The sequence below is a fragment of the Mesorhizobium sp. 8 genome (assembly GCF_006351905.1).
Classification (GTDB): Bacteria; Pseudomonadota; Alphaproteobacteria; order Rhizobiales; family Rhizobiaceae; genus Mesorhizobium; species Mesorhizobium composti.
Genome location: NZ_CP040914.1, coordinates 3,727,372 through 3,745,860, shown reverse-complemented (window position 1 = coordinate 3,745,860; position 18,489 = coordinate 3,727,372). Strand labels below are relative to the sequence as shown.

Annotated in this window: 17 protein-coding genes; 1 reads left to right on the top strand and 16 read right to left on the bottom strand. The window is 65.2% G+C overall.

Features of this window, described 5'->3' with window-relative positions; genetic code table 11:
* Window positions 1–23 precede the first annotated feature (23 nt).
* The 12 genes from FGU64_RS18165 to FGU64_RS18110 form a co-directional block, all read right to left on the bottom strand.
* Window positions 24–1,055, bottom strand: a complete 1,032-nt coding sequence (locus FGU64_RS18165; RefSeq protein ID WP_139954447.1) for a histone deacetylase family protein — start codon at window positions 1,053–1,055, stop codon at window positions 24–26.
* Window positions 1,056–1,147: 92 nt separating this feature from the next.
* Window positions 1,148–2,290, bottom strand: a complete 1,143-nt coding sequence (locus FGU64_RS18160; protein WP_246671146.1) for an oxidoreductase — start codon at window positions 2,288–2,290, stop codon at window positions 1,148–1,150.
* Window positions 2,287–3,780, bottom strand: a complete 1,494-nt coding sequence (locus FGU64_RS18155) for an aldehyde dehydrogenase family protein (protein ID WP_139954446.1) — start codon at window positions 3,778–3,780, stop codon at window positions 2,287–2,289. Before FGU64_RS18155 ends, FGU64_RS18160 begins: the two co-directional genes overlap by 4 nt.
* 67 nt (window positions 3,781–3,847) lie before the next feature.
* Window positions 3,848–4,738 carry a carbohydrate ABC transporter permease gene (locus FGU64_RS18150; RefSeq protein WP_139954445.1) on the bottom strand — a complete coding sequence of 297 codons (891 nt, stop codon included), beginning with the start codon at window positions 4,736–4,738 and terminating at the stop codon, window positions 3,848–3,850.
* Window position 4,739: 1 nt separating this feature from the next.
* Complete coding sequence (locus FGU64_RS18145) at window positions 4,740–5,747, bottom strand: sugar ABC transporter permease (RefSeq protein WP_139954444.1); 1,008 nt, start codon at window positions 5,745–5,747, stop codon at window positions 4,740–4,742.
* A 42-nt stretch (window positions 5,748–5,789) separates the two neighbouring features.
* The gene (locus FGU64_RS18140; RefSeq protein ID WP_139954443.1) at window positions 5,790–7,106 is read right to left on the bottom strand and encodes an extracellular solute-binding protein; all 1,317 of its coding nucleotides are present in this window, start codon (window positions 7,104–7,106) and stop codon (window positions 5,790–5,792) included.
* Window positions 7,107–7,312: 206 nt separating this feature from the next.
* Window positions 7,313–8,395 (bottom strand): sn-glycerol-3-phosphate ABC transporter ATP-binding protein UgpC, encoded by a 1,083-nt coding sequence (gene ugpC / locus FGU64_RS18135; protein WP_139954442.1) that lies wholly within the window; start codon window positions 8,393–8,395, stop codon window positions 7,313–7,315.
* A gap of 1 nt (window position 8,396) precedes the next feature.
* Complete coding sequence (gene meaB, locus FGU64_RS18130; protein WP_139954441.1) at window positions 8,397–9,446, bottom strand: methylmalonyl Co-A mutase-associated GTPase MeaB; 1,050 nt, start codon at window positions 9,444–9,446, stop codon at window positions 8,397–8,399.
* Entirely contained in the window at window positions 9,446–10,627 is a 1,182-nt protein-coding gene (locus tag FGU64_RS18125; protein WP_180375564.1) for a thiolase family protein, read from the bottom strand. The genes meaB and FGU64_RS18125 overlap by 1 nt, the downstream gene beginning before the upstream one ends.
* Window positions 10,624–12,165 (bottom strand): AMP-binding protein, encoded by a 1,542-nt coding sequence (locus FGU64_RS18120; protein ID WP_180375563.1) that lies wholly within the window; start codon window positions 12,163–12,165, stop codon window positions 10,624–10,626. The genes FGU64_RS18125 and FGU64_RS18120 overlap by 4 nt, the downstream gene beginning before the upstream one ends.
* Window positions 12,158–12,568, bottom strand: a complete 411-nt coding sequence (locus tag FGU64_RS18115) for a cobalamin B12-binding domain-containing protein (RefSeq protein ID WP_139954438.1) — start codon at window positions 12,566–12,568, stop codon at window positions 12,158–12,160. The genes FGU64_RS18120 and FGU64_RS18115 overlap by 8 nt, the downstream gene beginning before the upstream one ends.
* A 12-nt stretch (window positions 12,569–12,580) precedes the next feature.
* Complete coding sequence (locus tag FGU64_RS18110; RefSeq protein ID WP_139954437.1) at window positions 12,581–14,305, bottom strand: methylmalonyl-CoA mutase family protein; 1,725 nt, start codon at window positions 14,303–14,305, stop codon at window positions 12,581–12,583.
* Window positions 14,306–14,593: 288 nt separating this feature from the next.
* Here FGU64_RS18110 and FGU64_RS18105 point away from each other — a divergent pair, with 288 nt between their 5' ends.
* Complete coding sequence (locus FGU64_RS18105; RefSeq protein ID WP_139954436.1) at window positions 14,594–15,079, top strand: Lrp/AsnC family transcriptional regulator; 486 nt, start codon at window positions 14,594–14,596, stop codon at window positions 15,077–15,079.
* A 341-nt stretch (window positions 15,080–15,420) separates the two neighbouring features.
* Here FGU64_RS18105 and FGU64_RS18100 read toward each other — a convergent pair whose 3' ends face one another.
* The 4 genes from FGU64_RS18100 to FGU64_RS18085 all read right to left on the bottom strand — a co-directional run bounded on the left by FGU64_RS18100 (window position 15,421) and on the right by FGU64_RS18085 (window position 18,352).
* Window positions 15,421–16,161 (bottom strand): hypothetical protein, encoded by a 741-nt coding sequence (locus FGU64_RS18100; protein ID WP_139954435.1) that lies wholly within the window; start codon window positions 16,159–16,161, stop codon window positions 15,421–15,423.
* Window positions 16,162–16,178: 17 nt separating this feature from the next.
* Window positions 16,179–16,712 (bottom strand): RNA polymerase sigma factor, encoded by a 534-nt coding sequence (locus tag FGU64_RS18095; RefSeq protein WP_139954434.1) that lies wholly within the window; start codon window positions 16,710–16,712, stop codon window positions 16,179–16,181.
* A 99-nt stretch (window positions 16,713–16,811) separates the two neighbouring features.
* Entirely contained in the window at window positions 16,812–17,123 is a 312-nt protein-coding gene (locus tag FGU64_RS18090) for a cytochrome c (protein WP_139954433.1), read from the bottom strand.
* Between the two features lie 11 nt (window positions 17,124–17,134).
* Window positions 17,135–18,352, bottom strand: a complete 1,218-nt coding sequence (locus FGU64_RS18085; RefSeq protein ID WP_139954432.1) for a molybdopterin-dependent oxidoreductase — start codon at window positions 18,350–18,352, stop codon at window positions 17,135–17,137.
* Between the last annotated feature and the right edge of the window lie 137 nt (window positions 18,353–18,489).

The window sequence follows — 18,489 nt, the reverse complement described above, 5'->3', positions numbered from 1 at the left end:
GCCGATTCAACATTCAACTCACTCTAGTAGCCGGATGCCGACCGGAAGCCTTCAAGATAACCCTGCAAATTGGCGCCAAGCACCGGAGAGGGATAGCCGCCCTCCTGCACAAGGACCGTGGGCAGCCGCAGCGATCCCGTCAGTTCGCCCATCCTCCTGAACCCTTCGCTGGACATGTTCATGGCATCGGCGGGGTCGTGCTCCGAGGCGTCGAGGCCGAGCGCGAGGATGACGATGTCGGGGGCGTAGCCACGCACCACCTCGACCGCACGCCGCACGCCTTCCAGATAGGCCTCGTCGGTGGAATGGAACACGACCGGGACATTGACATTGAAGCCTTCTCCTTCGCCTTCGCCGATCTCGTCGGGATAGCCGGTGAAGAACGGGAAGGTGTCGCGCGGGTCGGAATGGACCGAGACGGTCTGGATGTCCTTGCTGCGGTAGAACAGCGACTGCGCGCCGTTACCGTGGTGCACGTCCACGTCGAGAATCGACACGCGCAGGCCGCTCCGGCGTGCCAGCGCCGCGGCGAGCCCGGCATTGTTGAGGAAGCAATAGCCGCAGGCCGCGTCGGCAAACGCGTGATGGCCTGGCGGACGGCACAGCGCATAGGCCGCGCCTTCACCATCCAGCACGCGCCGCGCGGCATCGAGCGCGGTGGCGGCGCTTGCCAGGATGGCCGGCCAACTGTCGTGCAGCAGGACGCTGGCGGAATCGGTGAGGTAGAAGCCCGCCCGGCCGACGATGTCGCGCGGCAGGCGCTTCAAATTGTGGTTGCGGTGCAGGCTCGGCCGCATTTCCAGGCTGTCGGGAAAACGGCGCGTCCATTCCGGGAAGGCGTGCTCGATGAAATGCAGGTATCCCGGCTCGTGCAGTTCGTCGATGATGTCGCGCGGCGCGGGCGCGGGCGCCAGAATGCCGTCGGTGCAGCGCTCCGCTACCTCGCGCAGTTCCCTGATGCGCTCCGGCACCTCGAGCGTGCCGATCAACGTGCCGCCGAACAGGCGGGTGCGCACGCGATGCCCGAGCTGGTCCTGATGAAAGATGGTCTTCATTGCTCCTCCACACGCATCGCGCCTCCGACCGATCAAGGATGGGGCCGCATGAAATCTCCCACGCCGTAGCTGCGGATCGGCTGGCGCAGGCGCTACGACGCCTTCGCCTGTGGCCACGGGCCGGGCGCGATCAACGGCCTGTGCGGCGCGCCCTGCCAGACGGCCGGATCGGCGCCCCGGTATTCCGGTGGGAAGGGCATCGTCACGCCGAGCCGCTCAGCGGCATGCCACACCCAGCGGGGGTCTTCCAGAAAGCCGCGGGCGATCGCGACCATATCGACCTTGCCGGCGGCGACGACACTCTCGGCAAAAAACGGATCGACGATCATGCCCACGCCCATCGTCGTCATGCCCGTGGCACGGCGGACCGCTTCGGCATGGGGAAGCAGATAGCCGGGCGAGGCCTCGAAACGCTGGCCGCCGACGAGCGACCCCATCGAAACGCAGACATAGTCGTAGCCGATGTCTTTCAAGCCGGCCGCGAAGGCGATCGTGTCTTCTATCGTTGCGCCGCCAGGCACACCGTCAGGGCCGTTTATGCGAGCCCCGAGCGCCCGCTCGCGCGGCCAGGCGGCGCGCAGTGCCGCGGCGACGCGCAACGGAAAGCGCAACCGGTTCTCGCGGCTGCCGCCGTAGCGATCGTCGCGCCGGTTGACCAGCGGCGTGACGAACTGATGCAGCAGATAACCGTGCGCGGCATGCAGTTCGACAGCGTCCAGGCCGACGCGCTGCGCACGCGCCGCCGCATCCGCGAAAGCCCGTTCGATGCGTTCCATGCCGTCCTCGTCGAGCGCATCCGGCGCGGCGTGCCTGCCGTCATAAGGGACCGCCGAGGCGGAAACCGTCGCCCATCCGCCTTCCCCGACAGACAGGCCGTGGCCGCCTTCCCAGGGCAGACGGCTGGAGCCCTTGCGCCCGGCATGGCCGAGCTGGATGCCGATCGGCATGGCCGTGACAGTCTTGAACACCGATACGACGCGCTCCAGCGCCCGCTCGCAATCGTCGCTGTAAAGGCCGAGGCAGCCGGGGGTGATGCGCCCGTCGCGCTCGACGCCGGTCGCCTCGATCATCGCCATGCCGGCATTCGAAAGGGCGAACTGGCCGAGATGGACCATGTGCCAATCACCGGCGGCGCCGTCGACGGCGCGGTACTGGCACATCGGCGATACGACGATCCGGTTCGCCAGGGTCAGACCGCCAAGCGCGATGGGGGAAAACAGCTTCGACACGGTCACGCGGTCCTGATCCAGACGGCCTTGACGTTGAGGTAGTCGTCGAACTGGGCGATGCCGGACTCGCGGCCGTAACCGCTCATCTTGTAGCCGCCGAACGGCATGGCCGGGTCCATCATCTGATAGCAGTTGATCCACACCGAACCCGCACGAATATTGTTCGCAAGGTGATGAGCTTTGCTCACATCGCGCGTCCAAACGCCGGATCCCAGGCCGAATTGCGTGTCGTTGCCGCGCCGGACCGCCTCGTCGATACTCGAAAACGGCATGGTGCCGACGACGGGGCCGAAGATCTCCTCGCGGGCGACGCGCATTTCCGGCTTCACGTCCCGAAACACCGTCGGCGGCACAAAATAGCCCTTGTCCCGGCCGGCGTCGGTCAGCCGCTGTCCGCCGGCGATGACCCTGGCACCCTCGTTGCGTCCAAGATCGAGATAGCCGGTGACACGCGTAAGCTGCTTTTGCGATACGAGCGGCCCGATCTGCGTTTCCGCCTCCAGCGCGCTACCCACCTTAAGCGTTTGCGCATAGGCGGCCAGCCGCTCGTTGAATTCGTCGTAAATCTTGTCCTCGATCAGGAGCCGCGTGCCGGCCGAGCAGACCTGGCCGGTATTGCCGAAACAGGCCATGGCCGCGCCCGGTACGGCGAGGTCCATGTCGGCATCGGCGAAGACGATGTCAGGCGACTTGCCGCCGAGTTCGAGCGTGACGCGCTTGAGATTGTCGGCCGATGCGGCGAGGATCTTCTGGCCCGTCTCGACCGAACCGGTGAAGGCGATCTTGTCGACGCCGGGATGTTCGGCGAGCGCGGCCCCCGCCCCATGACCGAAGCCGGTGACGATATTGACCACGCCATCGGGAATGCCGGTCTCGCACAGCAGTTCGGCCAACCGTATGGCCGACAGCGAGGCTTCTTCGGAGGGCTTGTAGACAGCCGTGCAGCCGGTCGCCAATACCGGACCGAGCTTCCAAATCCATGACACCATCGGCCCGTTCCAGGGCACGATCGCGCCGACCACGCCGACCGGCTCCTTGCGGGTGAAGGTGGTGAACTCGCCGCCGGCCATCGAATTCTCGACCGTCTCTCCGTGGATCGCGGTGGCCATGCCGGCGTAGTAGCGCAGCAGGCTGAGCACCCGGCGGCGCGCATTGTTGCGGCGCGTGATCGGCTCGCCCATCTCCATGGCGTCGATCAGCGCGAACTCCTCGAAGTTCCTGTCGACCAGATCGGCAAGCCTGAGCAGGACTTCCTGCCGGTCGTATGGCTTGAACTTGCGCCACGGACCCTCGTCGAAGGCATGGCGCGCGGCGGCAACCGCACGATCGACATCCGCGCGTCCGGCCTCGGCGATCTCGGCGATCGTCTCGCCGGTCGACGGGTTGACGGTGGCAAAGGTCTTGCCCGAGGCGGCTTCGACCCATTTGCCACCGATGAGCAGCTTCTTGGGGCCGCTCGTGAGGAAAGCGGGAAGCGGATTGGCCATGACGTTCATCGTGTCGATCTCCTTATTGGGCGCTCGTATAGGCGCCGATGACGGGCAGCACGGCCCGGTTGACACCTCAGCTCTTTACCGAACCGGCGGTCAGCCCCTGCACCATGTAGCGCTGGAAGACGAGCGCGAGCACCGCCGCCGGCAGAGCCGAGATGAAGCCTGAGGCGGCGATGATCGCGTAGTCGATATTGGCCTGGCCGAGCATGCCGGCTATCGCCGGCGGCAGCGTCGTCACCGAGCGTTTGGAGTTGAGCACCTGGGCGACGAGAAACTCGTTCCAGGACAGCACGAAGGTGAACGCACCCGCCGCCACGAAGCCGGGGCCGGAGATCGGCACGATCAGCTTGGTGAAAACCTGGAAGCGGGTGCAGCCATCGACGAGGCCGCTTTCCTCCAGTTCCCGCGGGATTGTCTCGAAATAGCTCTTCATGATCCAGATCGTGAACGGAAAGGTGAAGGAGCAATAGGCAATGGCGAGCCCGACGAGCGAGTTCTGCAGCCCGACCTGCCTGAACATCAGGAAAAGCGCCGGGATCAGCACCACCACCGGCAACATGCGGGTGAACAACACCAGGTAGAGCGTCACGCTCATCGCGCGCGAGCGGTGGCGGGCATAGGCGTAGCCGGCAGCACCGCCGAAGACGACGTTGATCGCCGTCACAGCGGCGGCGACGATGAAGGAATTGGACAGCGAGGAGATGACCAGTCTCGCCTGGTCGGCATAGTGGAACTCGGTGAGGCCGAGGATCTTGCCGTAGTTTTCCAGCGTCGGATTGACCGGGATCAGCGGCGTCGGCATCGCCAGCAGATCACGCTGGTAGCTGATCGAAGTGATGAACAGCCACAGGAACGGTCCGATCAGCCAGACGGCGACAAGGACGGCGAGCGCATACGTCCCGAGGGTCGTCGCTATCCTCGGCATGAGCGGGCGACGGTAGCTGATGGCGACGGTTGTCATCCTACTCCGCCTGGAACTTCGACAGGACAAGTCGCCGGTAGATCACGGTGAGCGCCGCGCACATGGCAGTCAGCGTGAACAGGATCGCGGTACCCGGCCCGTACTGGAACAGGTTGAAGGCAGTGCGGTAGCCGAGCCAGGACACGGTCGTGGTGTCGTTGCCGGGCCCGCCGAAAGTCATGACGAAGATCAGGTCCAGCATCAGGAAACCGTTGACCGTCGACAACACGAGAACAAGGAACAGCATCGGCCTTAGCGACGGCAAGGTGACATGCCAGAGCTTGCGCCAGAAACCGGCGCCGTCGACCTCGGCGGCGGCGTAGAGATCCTTCGGGATGGATTGCAGCCCAGCCAGGAAGAGGACGGTGGCAAACGGCGCCTGGTTCCAGACATAGACCATGACCAGCGTGTTGAGCGCCGAGAAACCGTTGCGGAAGAAGGCGATATAGCCATCGATCAGCCCCAGCCGGTGCAGGACCGCGTTGAGGGCGCCGAAGTCGGAAGACAGCATGCCGAGCCATAGCAGGCCGACGACGACGCGTGACATCGACCACGGAATCAGCAGCGCGGCCCGCAGAAGCGGCCGCCCGAAGAACTCGGTGTTGAGCACCAGCGCCATGGCTAGCCCCACCACCGTCGCTTCGACGACGAAGGCGGTGACGAAGTAAACGGTGCGCATCAGGGCGCCCCAGTAGAGCGGATCGCCGGCAAGTTCCCGGTAGTTGGCAAGGCCGACGAACTTGAACAACGGAATGCTGGCGCCGAAGAGATGCAGGCTGGGACCAGACGTATCCAGCAGATCGACCTTGGCGAGGCTGAGCCAGATCGAATAGACGAGCGGAAACAGCACCACGGCGAAGATCACCGCCAGGGCCGGCAAGGCCAGCAGCGTTGCGAAACCGCCCTGCGAATTGGCGTAGAGGTGAAAGCGGCGGCCGAGGCCGCCGTTTGCCCTGTGGGGGCGAAGCGGCGGCGCTGCTGTCGTCGCGTCTCTCGCGAGTTGGGCCATCGGCCGGACTCTCTCTTTCACCACTGTGCTGATGCGATCGCGTCAGACGAGCGAGGCGTACAGATCGGTCATCGCCTTGATCGTATCCGGCACGGTCGCCTTCTTGCGGATCATGTCGTGCATGATCGGCACCACCTTGGTGTCGTATTCCGGATACCAGCTTTCCTTGAAGGCGTTGATCACCTTGCCCTTAGCGGCCTGTTGCTTGAGGATCGCCGGGTCGACCCAGGTTTCGGTCGAGGCGATGACTTCCGGATCGTCATAGAAAGCGGGATACGGGTTCTGCACGCCCGACGAGATCGCCCACTGCTTCTGCACGTACCAGTCGCCGTTGAGGTTCGCACCGAGGAAGCGCAGCAGCTTCCAGGCATCGTCGAGCGCCTCGGTCTTGGCATTGAGCACGTAGGAATCGGTCCAGGCATAGGTATCGCCGGTCTTGCCGGGATAAGGAGCGATCCGCGCTTTCTTGCCGGCGAGCTGCGACTGCTTCTCGTCCGTGGCGGTGTCCTGCAGGTAGTTGCAATGGTTGGAGTGGTAGGCGTACTTGCCGGTGAACATCATCCGGTGCGTGTCGGTCGACGAGGCCTGGGTGAATATCTCCGGCGTGACGAGGCCGAGCTCGTACATCTTCTGCCAGCGCTCCATCACGTGAGCGACGTCGTCCTGATCAGCCTGCAGCTTGTTGGCGTCGTCGAACAACGCCGCTCCCTCGGCGAAACAATCGCTGAGGAACTGCGGGTTGGTGCCGGTCTGCGTCGGATTCCAGTTGGGCAGCATCGGATACTCCGAGTGCCCGTCCTTCTTCAGCTTGACGCACTGTTCGATGATCTCGTCCCAGGAGCCGCCAGGTTTGTCGAAACCCGCCTTTTTCAGCATCGGCTCGTTCCACATCATGATGTAGTAGGCCGAATAGTAGGGCAGCGCGATGACATGCTCGCCGTCCTTGCTGGTCAGGCTGGCAAGCGCGGCCGGCAGCATGGCCTTCTTGATCTCGTCGAAGCCCTCCAGGTCCTCGACGTTGCGGATCATGCCCCGCTCGAACCAGCGCTGCCTGTTGTTGTGGGTGCAGTACATGACGTCGACGATCTCGCCGGCGAAAAAGCGCTGCTCCAGCGTCGGATGGAAAGTCGGCCAAGGCAACGTCGTGTAATCGACGGCCTCCGCGTATTTCTTGTTGAACAGGTCGATGTAGGCCTGAACCATGTCCGGCCGGAACGTCCAGCCAACCAGAGCGATCTTGGGCGCGGCGCGCGCAAATCGCGGCAGCGATAGACTGCCTGCCGTCACAGCCAGCGACGCCAGCCCGACATTGCGGATGAATTCCCTGCGATTGTTCCCCTGAATGCGACGATCTGCCATGACATTCCTCCCTGCCGGTCTTGTCGCTGTCTGCCACCATAGTTGATCGAATATACGTTTTCAACATAATTTGCGTGAAAATATTGCGTAAAACGCAGAAATTATATCGTAATAAAGCGGTTTTACCATACGCGTCGAATTGACGGTCACCCGTTGGCCATGGAGCCGAACCGGTCACGCCCAGTAGCCGGCGGCTGCCCCGCACTTCAATTCAGCACGCTGCCGCTGTCGCCATCGAACAGATGAACTGCGCCCGGATCGACCCGCAGATTGACCGGCGTACCCGCCGTCAGGCCACGCGGCTGCGCAACGATGAGGCAGACCTGCCGGCCACCGGCGAGCTCCGCGAAAACGAAGGTCTGCGAGCCGGTTGGCTCGACGGTGCGCACTGCCGCCGCCAACGCACCCGGCTCGCCCGCACTGCAAAGCGTCAGGTGTTCCGGCCTGATGCCGAGCACCACCGGCCGGCCGGCCTCGTCAGGCCGATCACCGCCCAACGGTATGAGAATGCTGTCGGGCACCTGCAAGGCCGGTCCTGCACCGCTGCGCGCCATGGTCCCGGAGATGAAGTTCATTGCCGGCGAGCCGATGAAGCCGGCCACGAACATGTTCGCCGGCCTCTCGTAGAGGTCGAGGGGTGCGCCGACCTGCTCGATGTGGCCGCCGCGCATGACCACGATACGATCCGCCATAGTCATCGCCTCGACCTGGTCGTGCGTGACGTAGATGGACGTCGTGCCGAGCCGTTTCTGCAGCGCCTTGATTTCGGTGCGCATCTGCACGCGCAACTTGGCGTCGAGATTGCTGAGCGGCTCATCGAAAAGGAAAGCTGAAGGTTCGCGAACGATGGCGCGGCCCATGGCGACACGCTGGCGCTGGCCGCCCGAGAGCTGGCGTGGATATCGCTGCAACAAATCAGCGAGGCCGAGGATCTCGGCCGCCGCCGTGACCCGGCGCACGATCTCGGCGTCGGGCACCTTGCGCAACCTCAGGCCGAACTCCATGTTCGCGGCCACGGTCTTGTGCGGATAGAGCGCGTAGTTCTGGAATACCATGGCGATGTCGCGATCCTTGGGCGGCAGGTCGTTGACCACCTCGCCGCCGATCATCACCGCGCCTGACGAGACCGCCTCGAGACCGGCAATCATCCTGAGCAAGGTCGACTTGCCGCAGCCCGACGGCCCGACGAGGACGGCGAATTCACCTTCGCGAATAGAAAGATCGACGCCGTGGACCACCTCCAGGCTGCCGAAATTCTTGCGCACCTCGCGCAATTCCACCGTCGCCATGTCACCCTCCTTCGGAATCCATCGCCTTTTCCATGGCAGCCATACTGGCCAGCGCGCGCGCCGCTTCGACCGGGCTCGCTTCGCCCGCCACAATGCGCTCCGCCCATGCCGCCACCGCGGGCGAAAAGCCGTCCGGCCCGACGAAGTGCTCGACAAGCAGCGCCGAAAGCGTGCGCAATATCTGCCGGCTGGTGCGTTCACGCGCGCGTCCGGCCTGCCGGCCGGACTGCGAGAACCAGTCCAGGTAGGTGTCGGCGGCCTCTGCGATCGCCGCGATCCCCTCGCCACGCGCGGCGGAGACGCACAGGACCGGAGGCACCCAGACGGCCGCGTCGGTGGCCATGTCGCCGTGGCGGCGCATCAGCGCGCGCATGCCGGCGCTGGCAAAGCCGCCGGCCTGTGTCCGTTTCACCGGATTGAGCCCCGGCTCGCCCATATAGGCTGCGGCGATCGAGGCGCGGATATGCCGGGCGGTGTCGGCCGCACCCGCGAGATCCGCCTTGTTGACGACGAAGATGTCGCCGACCTCCATCAACCCGGCCTTCGCCGCCTGCACCGCGTCGCCGAGGCCGGGCACGGTCATCACCAGCGTACAATCGGCGATTTCGCGGATCTCGACGTCGGACTGGCCGACCCCGACCGTTTCCAGGAGCACATGATCGAAACCGGAGCCGGCAAGCACGGCAATGACGTCGACAGCCGCTTCGCTCAGGCCGCCGGTGGCGCCACGCGCCGAAAGCGAGCGGAAGAAGACGTTTTCTTCCGCTGCGCTATCGCCCTGGCGAACCCGGTCGCCGAGCAGCGCGCCGCCCGAAAAGGGGCTGGACGGATCGATGGCGACAACGGCGACGCGCCGCCCGGCTCGTGCCAGAAGCGTCGCCAGACGATCGACGAAAGTGGACTTGCCGGCGCCGGGCGGACCGGCGACGCCGATGACGCGCGCCTGCCCCTGCGCCGCATAAGCCGCGCGCAGCACCGCCTCATAGTCGCCGGCGCGGTTTTCCGCCGCGCTGACCGCGCGGGCAATACGCCTGCGCTCGGTCGCATCCATCAGCCTTCGACCTCGATAAGGATGGCGTCGCCCTGGCCGAAGCCGCCACAGATGGCAGCCACGCCCAGTCCGCCGCCCCGCGCCCGCAGGCCGGCGGCGAGCGTCATGACCAGCCGCGCGCCGGTGGCGCCGAGCGGATGACCGATGGCGACCGCGCCGCCGTGGACGTTGGTGCGTTGTCTCAGACGCTCCGCGCCGGCCTTGTCGCCATCGGCAAGCTTCAGCGTCGAAACCAGCGGCGTCGCCGCGAACGCCTCGTTGATCTCGATCAGCGCCACCTCGTCGAGCCGCCGGCCCGCCTTGCGCAGCACTTCATGGATCGCCACCGCCGGCGTGTAGGAGCCCGAGGTCGGCCCGCCGCAAACCTGCGCATAGGCGAGGATCGTCGCCGTCGCCGCCAGACCCTGCCTGCTTGCGGCAGACGCTTCCGCCACGATCATCGCCGCCGCGCCATCGGACAGGCCCGGAGCGTTGCCGGCCGTCACCGTCTCGCTGTCATAGACCGTCTTCAGCCCGGCGAGCTTTTCCAGCGAGGTGTCGGAGCGCGGCCCCTCGTCCCGGTCGAGCCTGGCCGATGCCGTGTCGCAAGCCACCCGCTCGGCGCCGAAGAAGCCTTTCGCTTCGGCAGCGAAATAGCGTTCGTGGCTGCGCAGCGCCCATTCGTCCTGCATGGCCCGGTCGACGCCATGCTGCAGCGCCTCGCGCGCCGTGTAACCGGATATCGAGGCCTGAACCACCTCGCCGCGCATCATCAGCGGATCGTCCATCGAGACCGGCCCCACACGGCTGGAATGGCTGCGCGGCAGAAGCCGCGGCGTGCGCGACAGGCTCTCGAAGCCGCCGGCCAGAAGCAGCGAAGCTTCGCCGGCCCTGATGTCCTTGAAGGCAAGGCCGATCGCCGTCATGCCCGAGCAACAGGCGCGGTCGACGCCGAAGGACGGCGTTTCCTGCCGCAGCCTCGAGCGCAGCACCGCCTGCCGTACCGGCGTCAACATGCCCGAACCGATCATGCCGACACCCAGATAGGCGGCCTCGATCGCCGCTGACGGCAGGCCGGCACGCGCCAGCGTGGCATCGATCGCAACGGCGCCCAGCACGGGCGCCGACAGGTCGCGCAACGCGCCGCCGAAGCGGCCGAAAGGCGTTCGCGCCGGGGCGGCGATGACGACGGTCGCGCTCACGATTCCTCCGCTTCGAGGTTGGCGGCGCGCAGCGCCCTCTTGTCGACTTTGCCATTGGCGTTCTTCGGCAAATGGTCGAGTATCACGAGCCGCTTCGGCGTGCGGATGCCGAGCCGGGGCTTGATCTCGGCCAGAATGTCATCGGCGCGGCGCGGGGAGCCCGCCGCCAGTGCCACAAAGCCCACAGCGATCTCGCCCCAAGCAGGATCGGGCAAGCCTATGACGGCCGCCTCGATCACGTCGGCGCAACCCGTCAGCGTCGCCTCGATCTCCTGCGGGTAGATGTTGAAGCCACCCGATATCAGCATGTCCTTGGATCGGCCCGCGAGGGAGATGATGCCGTCTTCGCCCAGCCGCGCGAGATCGCCGGACCACAGCCAGCCGTCGCGCAGCACCCGCTCGGTGGCTTCCGGCATGCCCCAATAGCCGACGGTGACGTGATCGGAGCGGACGGTGATCTCGCCGATTTCACCGACCGGCACCGGACTGCCGGCCTGGTCGCGCAGCACAATCTCGACGAAACTGTAAGGGCGGCCGATGGCACCGAGGCGCGGCCTGCCGCCGGCATCGAAGTGGTCCCGCGGCGGCAGCGTCGCGCAGGTCATCATCGCCTCGGTCAGCCCGTAGTTCTGCTCCAGTATCGGGCCGAAAAGGTCGAGCGCGCGCACCAGTGTGTTGCGCGGGATCGGTTCGGCACCGTAGCCGATCAGGCGCAGCGAAGAGAGGTCGAACGCGGCGACGCGCGGATGGTTGACGATACGCGTCAGCACGGTGGGAACGCAGGTGAAGACGGTGACGCGATGGCGCTCGATAGCGGCCAGCAGCGCCTCGACGGAGCCGCCTTCGATCAGCAGGTTGGCCGCACCGCGCAGGAACCACGGCGTGAAATAAGCGCCGCTGGCATGGGTCAGCGGCCCGATGTGGGCGATCGTGTCGTCGGCGCGGATATCGCGGTCTATCAGCATGTTGCGATAAACCGCCGCCCAGTTGCGATGCGTCAGCATCACGCCCTTCGGCCGTCCCGAACTGCCGGAGGTGTAGTTGATCGAGGCGAGGTCATCGAGGCGCGGGCCTTCGCAATGCGCCGCCGCTTCGGTCGCCAGCAGTTCGGCGTAGGACGGACCGCCGTGCGCTGTGTCGCCCTCGACGCAGATGCGCCAAAGCCCGTCGCGGGTGGGAATGCGGGCGGCGGCGGCCCGATCGTGAAAGATGGCGCCGGGGGCACAGTCGGCATCGATCAGCGCCACGTCGTGCGCCGTGGCCAGCCCGTTGACGGGCACGCGGACCAGTCCGGCGCGTTCGATCGCCGCCTGCAGGAACAGGTAATCGGCGCGATTGCCCATCATCAGCGCGACGCGGCTGCCGAGCGAAAGGCGACCGGCGAGACCGTCGGCCAATTTCGAGACGATGGCCTCGAACGCGTCGAAGCTCCACGACCGTTCGCCGGCGATCAGGGCCGTGCGCGGACCGAAGCGCTGCACCGCCTGGCTCATCAGCCGGCCGGTCGTGCTGCCATGTCCGTAATTGATATCAAGCATTCGCGCCATCCATGCGTGTGCGTTCGAGGAATTGGACGATCTCGGCGATGGAAGTGCCGGAGAGGAAGACGCGCGCGACGCCCACCGCCTCGAGTTCCGCCACGTCCTCCTGAGGAATGATGCCGCCGACCATCAGGCGGATATCGTCCGCGCTGCTGGCGGCAAGAAGCGCGCGGATGCGCGGCACGAGAACACGATGAGCGCCGGACAAGAGGCTGATGCCGATCCAGTCGACGTCTTCCTCGATGGCCGCCCGCACGATCTCCTCGGGCGTGCGGCGCAAGCCCGTATAGATGACCTCCATGCCGGCATCGAGCAGCCCGCGCGCCACCACGCGCGCACCGACGTCATGGCCGTCGAGCCCTACTTTCGCAATCAGTATGCGCAGCCGTCGCCCTGTCATTCCCGCTCCAGTTCAAAAATCGGTGGAGGGCGTGAACACGCCGAAACGGTCGCGCCAGACCTGGCAGATCTCGCCTACCGTGGCATGGGCCCGCACGGCGTCGAGCACGGCAGGCATGCAATTACGTCCTTCGGCGCAGGCACGATCGATCTCGGCAAGCAACACCTTTACCCGCGCGCCGTCGCGCTGCGCCTTGACCTCAGCCAGCCGTGCAAGCTGACGCCGGGTTGCCTCGGGATCGCCCCGAAAAGCGGTGTTGGGCACGTCCGGCTTGACCGGAAAGCGATTGACGGTGACCCACGGCCGCTCGCCCGTATCGATGGCGCGCTGACGCCGCACCGCCCCCTCGGTCATCAGCCGGCGGCCATAGCCCGTCTCGATGACGGCGAGCGCGCCGCCCAGCCTCTCGATCTCGGCCAGACCGTCGAGAATCTGCGCCTCGACCTCAGCCGTCAGCGTTTCGATCAGGTAGGAACCGCCGAGCGGATCGATAGCGTCGGCGAGGCCATGCTCGCCGGCGATGATCTGGAGGGTGCGCAGCGCCACCCGCATCGAGTCCTCGCCTGGCGTCGAGACGGCTTCGTCATAGCCTGCGAGATAGACATAGCTCGCGCCGCCAAGCACGTAGGCCAGCGTGCCGAAGGCGGTGCGCACGATGTTGTTGAGAGGCTCCTGGAGGGCTTCCTGGCCATGCCCGTAGACGGTGGTTCTGAGCGCCAGCGCCTCACCGCGTGTCGCGCCGTAGCGCTCCTTCATCAGCCGCGCCCAGATGCGGCGCAGCGCCCTGAGCGTGGCGATCGAAACATAGAAGTCGTGCCGCTCGTCGGGAAACATGTGGATGAGCGGCGCGACATCGTCGATGGCATGGCCTCGCGCCAGCATCAGGTCGATGTAGTGCAGGGCGTTGGCAAGCGCGATCGACAACGCCATCGAAGCACCAGCGCCGCCGGCGTTGATGTGGTTGGAACAAACCGTCATCGGCGACCAGTGCGGCGCCGCGTCTATACACCAGGCGACGGCGTCACAGGCGAGCCGCGCCGCCGGCTCGGCAGGCAGGATCTGCGTGCCGCGGGCGATGTATTCCTTCAGCGGGTCGTTCTGCAGGTTGACCGTGTAGTCCTTCCACGCAACCCCTTGCTTCTCGCCGAGCGCGGCGTAAAGCGCGAGCACGATCGGTCCGATCGAGTTGCCCAGCGTGCCGACGCGCCGCACGGTGTTGACGGCAATGCCGTCGAACAGGGCTTCCATGTCGGCCAGCGTATCGATGGCGACACCGACCTGCCCCACTTCGGCCGCCGCCATATCGTGGTCCGAATCGTAGCCGCATTGGGTCGGCAGATCGAGCGCGACGAGAATTTGTTCTGCGCCGATCTCGAGCAAGCGCTTGAAACGCCGGTTGCAAACCTCGCCATCGCCGAAGCCCGCATAAGCGGAGACGACGAAACTGTCGGTGCGGAACATGCCCGCACGATCGCCGCGCGTATAAGGGAAAACGCCGGGATAGCCGAGATCGCGGCCATAGTCGAAGCCGATGCGATCCAGATCCGCCGGCGTGTAAAGCGGCGCGATCTCGAGTCCGACATCGGTGCGAAAGGACTTGCGGGCGCCATGCCGCGCCAGATCCTCGGCATAGGCACCGGCCAGCCAGCGGCGATAGGCGTCGGCTGTCGCGCCGTCCTGCGCAGGGTCCGCCTCTTCACCCGTCGCCGCGCGACCATTCTGCGATGCACCAAGCATCCGCTCTCCTCCCGCCACACTGAAACCACAAGTTGGCGAAATCGATATCCATCTTTCGTCAATATGAAGTTTTCGACATAATTTGGCAAATGATTTTGCTGATACAGCAGAAAAATATGGTTTTCATTGCCATCAGAGCCGGATTCCGCCGTCAATCGCAGCGAAGACGGCCACCAGCGACCGGTCGCCAAGCGGCCCGACGACCTGCCGACACAGGCCAGCGCCTCATTGCGTTAGCAGGAGGCGCTCCGTAATAGTTGCCTCGGGGACAGATACGGAGCGACGTTCATGGAAGTGGCAGCCAACCTTGACGATCTCGACGCCGGCATCATCAAGCACCTGCATGAAGACGCCCGCGCACCGGCCAAGGCCATAGCCGATTCCCTCGGCGTCCCGGAATCGACCGTACGCAACCGGCTCAGTCGCCTGATCAAATCGAACATCATAGAGTTCGCCGCGCTGACCAATCCGCTCAATCTCGGCCATACGACCTGGATCATGATGGAGATCGAGGTCGAGACGAAGAACATCCGCCGGGTCGCTAAAAAGCTCTCGGACCTGCCGGAAATCTATTTCGTCTACATCACCACCGGCAGCTTCGACATCTTCGCCGGCGCCACCTTCAGTTCGAACGCCGAATTCGTCGATTTCCTGACAAACCAGCTCGCCAACGTCGACGGTATCGTGCGGGTCAATACGCGCGCGATCCTCGAGACGCACAAACGCGTCTTCAAGTTCTCCCCCAAACCCAGCATCATGAAATCGGCAAAATAGGGCGCTGCGACTGGCGGCGCGCCCCCTTCGGCACGACCGACGCCTAACTGTCTTCTTCGTACTGATGCGACGGCGCGGAGCGACTGTGGCGTCGATTGAAGACGGCACGCTGCGGGAAGCCTGCGGGAAGTTCAGGCAAGGTCGAAATCAAGTGCCTCGGAACGAGGCGAGGCTCGATTTGGCAAGGCACACGCGGCTACATTCGCTCCGGCGGATGCAGCCATGGCGGAATTTCGATCCCCGGAACCATCACATGGGCAATCGTACCAAGGCGGCAGGAGAGCGGCCACCGGGTGTCTGTGTCGCGCTGTTTATTGCCGCGCCATGCCGCCGCTGTTCTTTCACCCGCTGCACGGCTGATGGGCGCCCTTCAGTTCCGCGACCACCTGTTGCGATGCCGGCTGCCCCTGGCGCGAGGTCATGGATTGCAGCGCATCGGCCAGGGCTGCAAAACGGTCCCCGTTGAGCTTGCGCGCCACCAAAGCGTAGCGGAACGAAGTGTCCGCCCATGTGGCCGAGCGGGCCTCGCCGTCGCTCGCGACGTGAAGGGACTGCGCCTGACCGGATCCGGTCATGCGGAACAGGCTCAGCCTGCAGCCGTGCCGGCCCGCATAGCCGGCCTGCACCGCCGGTCGGCCATCCAGCATCACATCGGAACGCAGCGAGACCAGCGAAAGGCCCGCCGCACCGAGCTCGGGGGCATCGAAGCTTCTGATATCGATGGCCGGTGCGGCGGCATCGAGAATCCGGGCGGACCACTCGTCATGCAGCATCAGCGCCTGGGCGATCTCGTCACCCGAAGGGGATTTCGCGCGTCCATCGAAAGCGAGCGCGCCAAGCCATCCACCCAGGAACACCAGGCATAGAGCGGCTGCCGCCGCGGCAATGGCGACGGGACGCATGCGCACACCGCTGCGCGGCGCCGGGACGACGACATAGTCGTTCCCCATGGCGGCGACCTGCCGCTTCATCCGGCGCAGCGCCTCGACCTGCCCTGCCAGCGCGGGATCGGACACGACACGCGCCTCCATGAGCGCGCTGGCGTCGGGCGAAAGTTCGCCATCGACATAGGCGTTCAGCATTTCGAGATCCGTAGCGCTCATGTTGGTCCTGTTTTTCGTACAAGCGAGACGACCCGCGGAGCGTCATCCGCCAGAAGTCCTGCCAGCGCCTGCCTGGCGCGGCTGATACGGCTCATCACCGTGCCGCGCGGCACGCCGAGGAGATCGGCCGCCTCCTGATAGCTGAAGCCGGAAATATCGACCAGCGCCAGTATCTCGCGATGGTCGTGCGACAAAAGCTCGAAGGCCTGCCGCACGGCGAAACTTTCGGCAACCACGCTTTCAAGCGAAACCGGCATGAGAGCCATCGCGTCGGACAGCGTCTGCGTCATTCGAGACCGCCGTTCCTCGGCACGAAGCTGGTCGATCCACAGATTGCGCATGATGGCGAACAGCCACGCTCGAAACGCAGGCTCGTCTACGGGACGGTCGCGCGCCGCCGCGGCCCGAACCACGCAGTCATGCAACAGATCACGGGCGCGATCGCGATCGCCCGTCATGGCGACCGCGAAACCGTAGAGCCGCTGCTGGTAAGGCGCGAACCGCACTTCGAAACGCGTGCGCGTCAGCATCGTCCCTCTCCTGGCTTCCCGCCCTGGCCGCCACCCCGCGAAGGGAAGAGGCCGCTGCCGGTAGCTGGGCTGTGATCTTCGAGCCTATACCATCCTTTCTCAGTAGGTGGCCGACAGATAGTCGGCTATGCCCTTTATGTCGGCGTCGTCGATGGGCGCGCCATAGGTCTTCTTCATCTTGTTGACCTCGGCTTCCCAGAAGGCATGACCCATCTTGGGCGGCTGGGTGTTGATATAATCGGCGGAATGGCACGCGGCACAGTTCGACTGCGCCAGTTCGACACCCGGCCCCGGCTTGAACTCGGCAGTCTCGTCCGGCATTTCGTAGGACAGCGTATCGGCCAGCGCATAGCCGCCGCCGAGCAACGCGGCCGCGGAGACGAGAAGGGCCTTGATGGAAATGAGCTTCATGATCGTCCTCCTCAGGCCGCGATGACTTTGGTGGTCTCGATGACGTTGCGCATATAGCCCGAGGGGTTCCAGGGCTGCGTTTCGGGCTGTATCGCACCGTCATTGGCGGTGGCTCGCACTTTCAGGTCGTGCTCGCCCCTGGGAAGCTTGACGGTGGCGGTCCATTCGCGGAACGAATATTTGCCGAGGTCCTCTCCGAGGGTGGTCGGCTGCCAAGTCTTGCCGCCGTCGATCGATATCGACACCTCCTTGATGCCGGAGCCGCCGTCGAAGGCGATGCCGCGCAGCTTGAGCGGCGCATCCGCACCGACCTTGTCGCCGCCCGCCACGCTGGTGATGAAGGAGCGCACCTTGAACCTGTTGATGGGAACAGTCTTGTCCGCCGGCTTGCCGGCCTCGGTGCAGGTGCAATCGTTGTCCGGAATGCGGTAGGCTTTCTGCATCCAGAAATTGTCGAGCGGCTTGTCCAGCACCGTGATCTCGCTGAGATGCTTGACCCAGTAGGTGCCGTACCAGCCGGGCACGACGAGCCGCACCGGAAAGCCGTTGAGCCAGGGCAGATCCTCGCCGTTCATGCCGTAGGCGATCATGACTTCGCCGTCGCGGGCGCGGTCGATGTCGAGCGCCTTGACGAAATCGGGCGTCTCCGGCAGCGCCGGGCCGTCCAGCCCGTTGAACGACACCTGCACGGCGCCTGCCTTCACGCCGGCCTTGTCCAGCACGGCCTTCAGCGGCACGCCTTTCCAGCGCGCATTGCCCATGGCGCCATTGCCCGACTGGCCACCGCCCATGCGCGGCTCGAAGAAGCCGCGGCTGTTGCCCGAACATTGGTGAACGGCGACGATCTCGACGGGATCGTGCAGCGCCTTCAACTCGTCGAGCGAAAGCGACAGCGCGTTGTCGACGGAGCCCTTGACCTCGATGCGATAGGCGGCGGGATCGATGTCGAGCGGAACGTCGGCCAGATGATAGCGCACGAAGAAGGCGTCGTTGGGCGTGATGATGCCTTCGTTGAAGACGCTGAACGGCGTTTCGAGCTGCGGCGGCCGCGCCGTCTGGCCAATCAGCGGTCGCTTGCCCGGATATGTCACCAGCGGTCTTTCGCCATTGGCGAAGGGAAGCACCACGGTCTCGGCGGCGCGGGCGGCAAATCCCGACAAGGTCATGCCACCGGCCGCTCCGATCGCCACCGAACCTGCGGTTTTGAGCATCTGGCGTCTGCTGATCATTCGTCCTCTCCAGGGTTATTGAGCCAGAAGAGACGCGCATCGCCGCCAAATTATTCCATCGCCGATGAAAGAATCCCGGGACCAGGCAGGCCGGTCTCGGCACCGCGACGAAGACGGTGTGCCATGGACCCGATCCG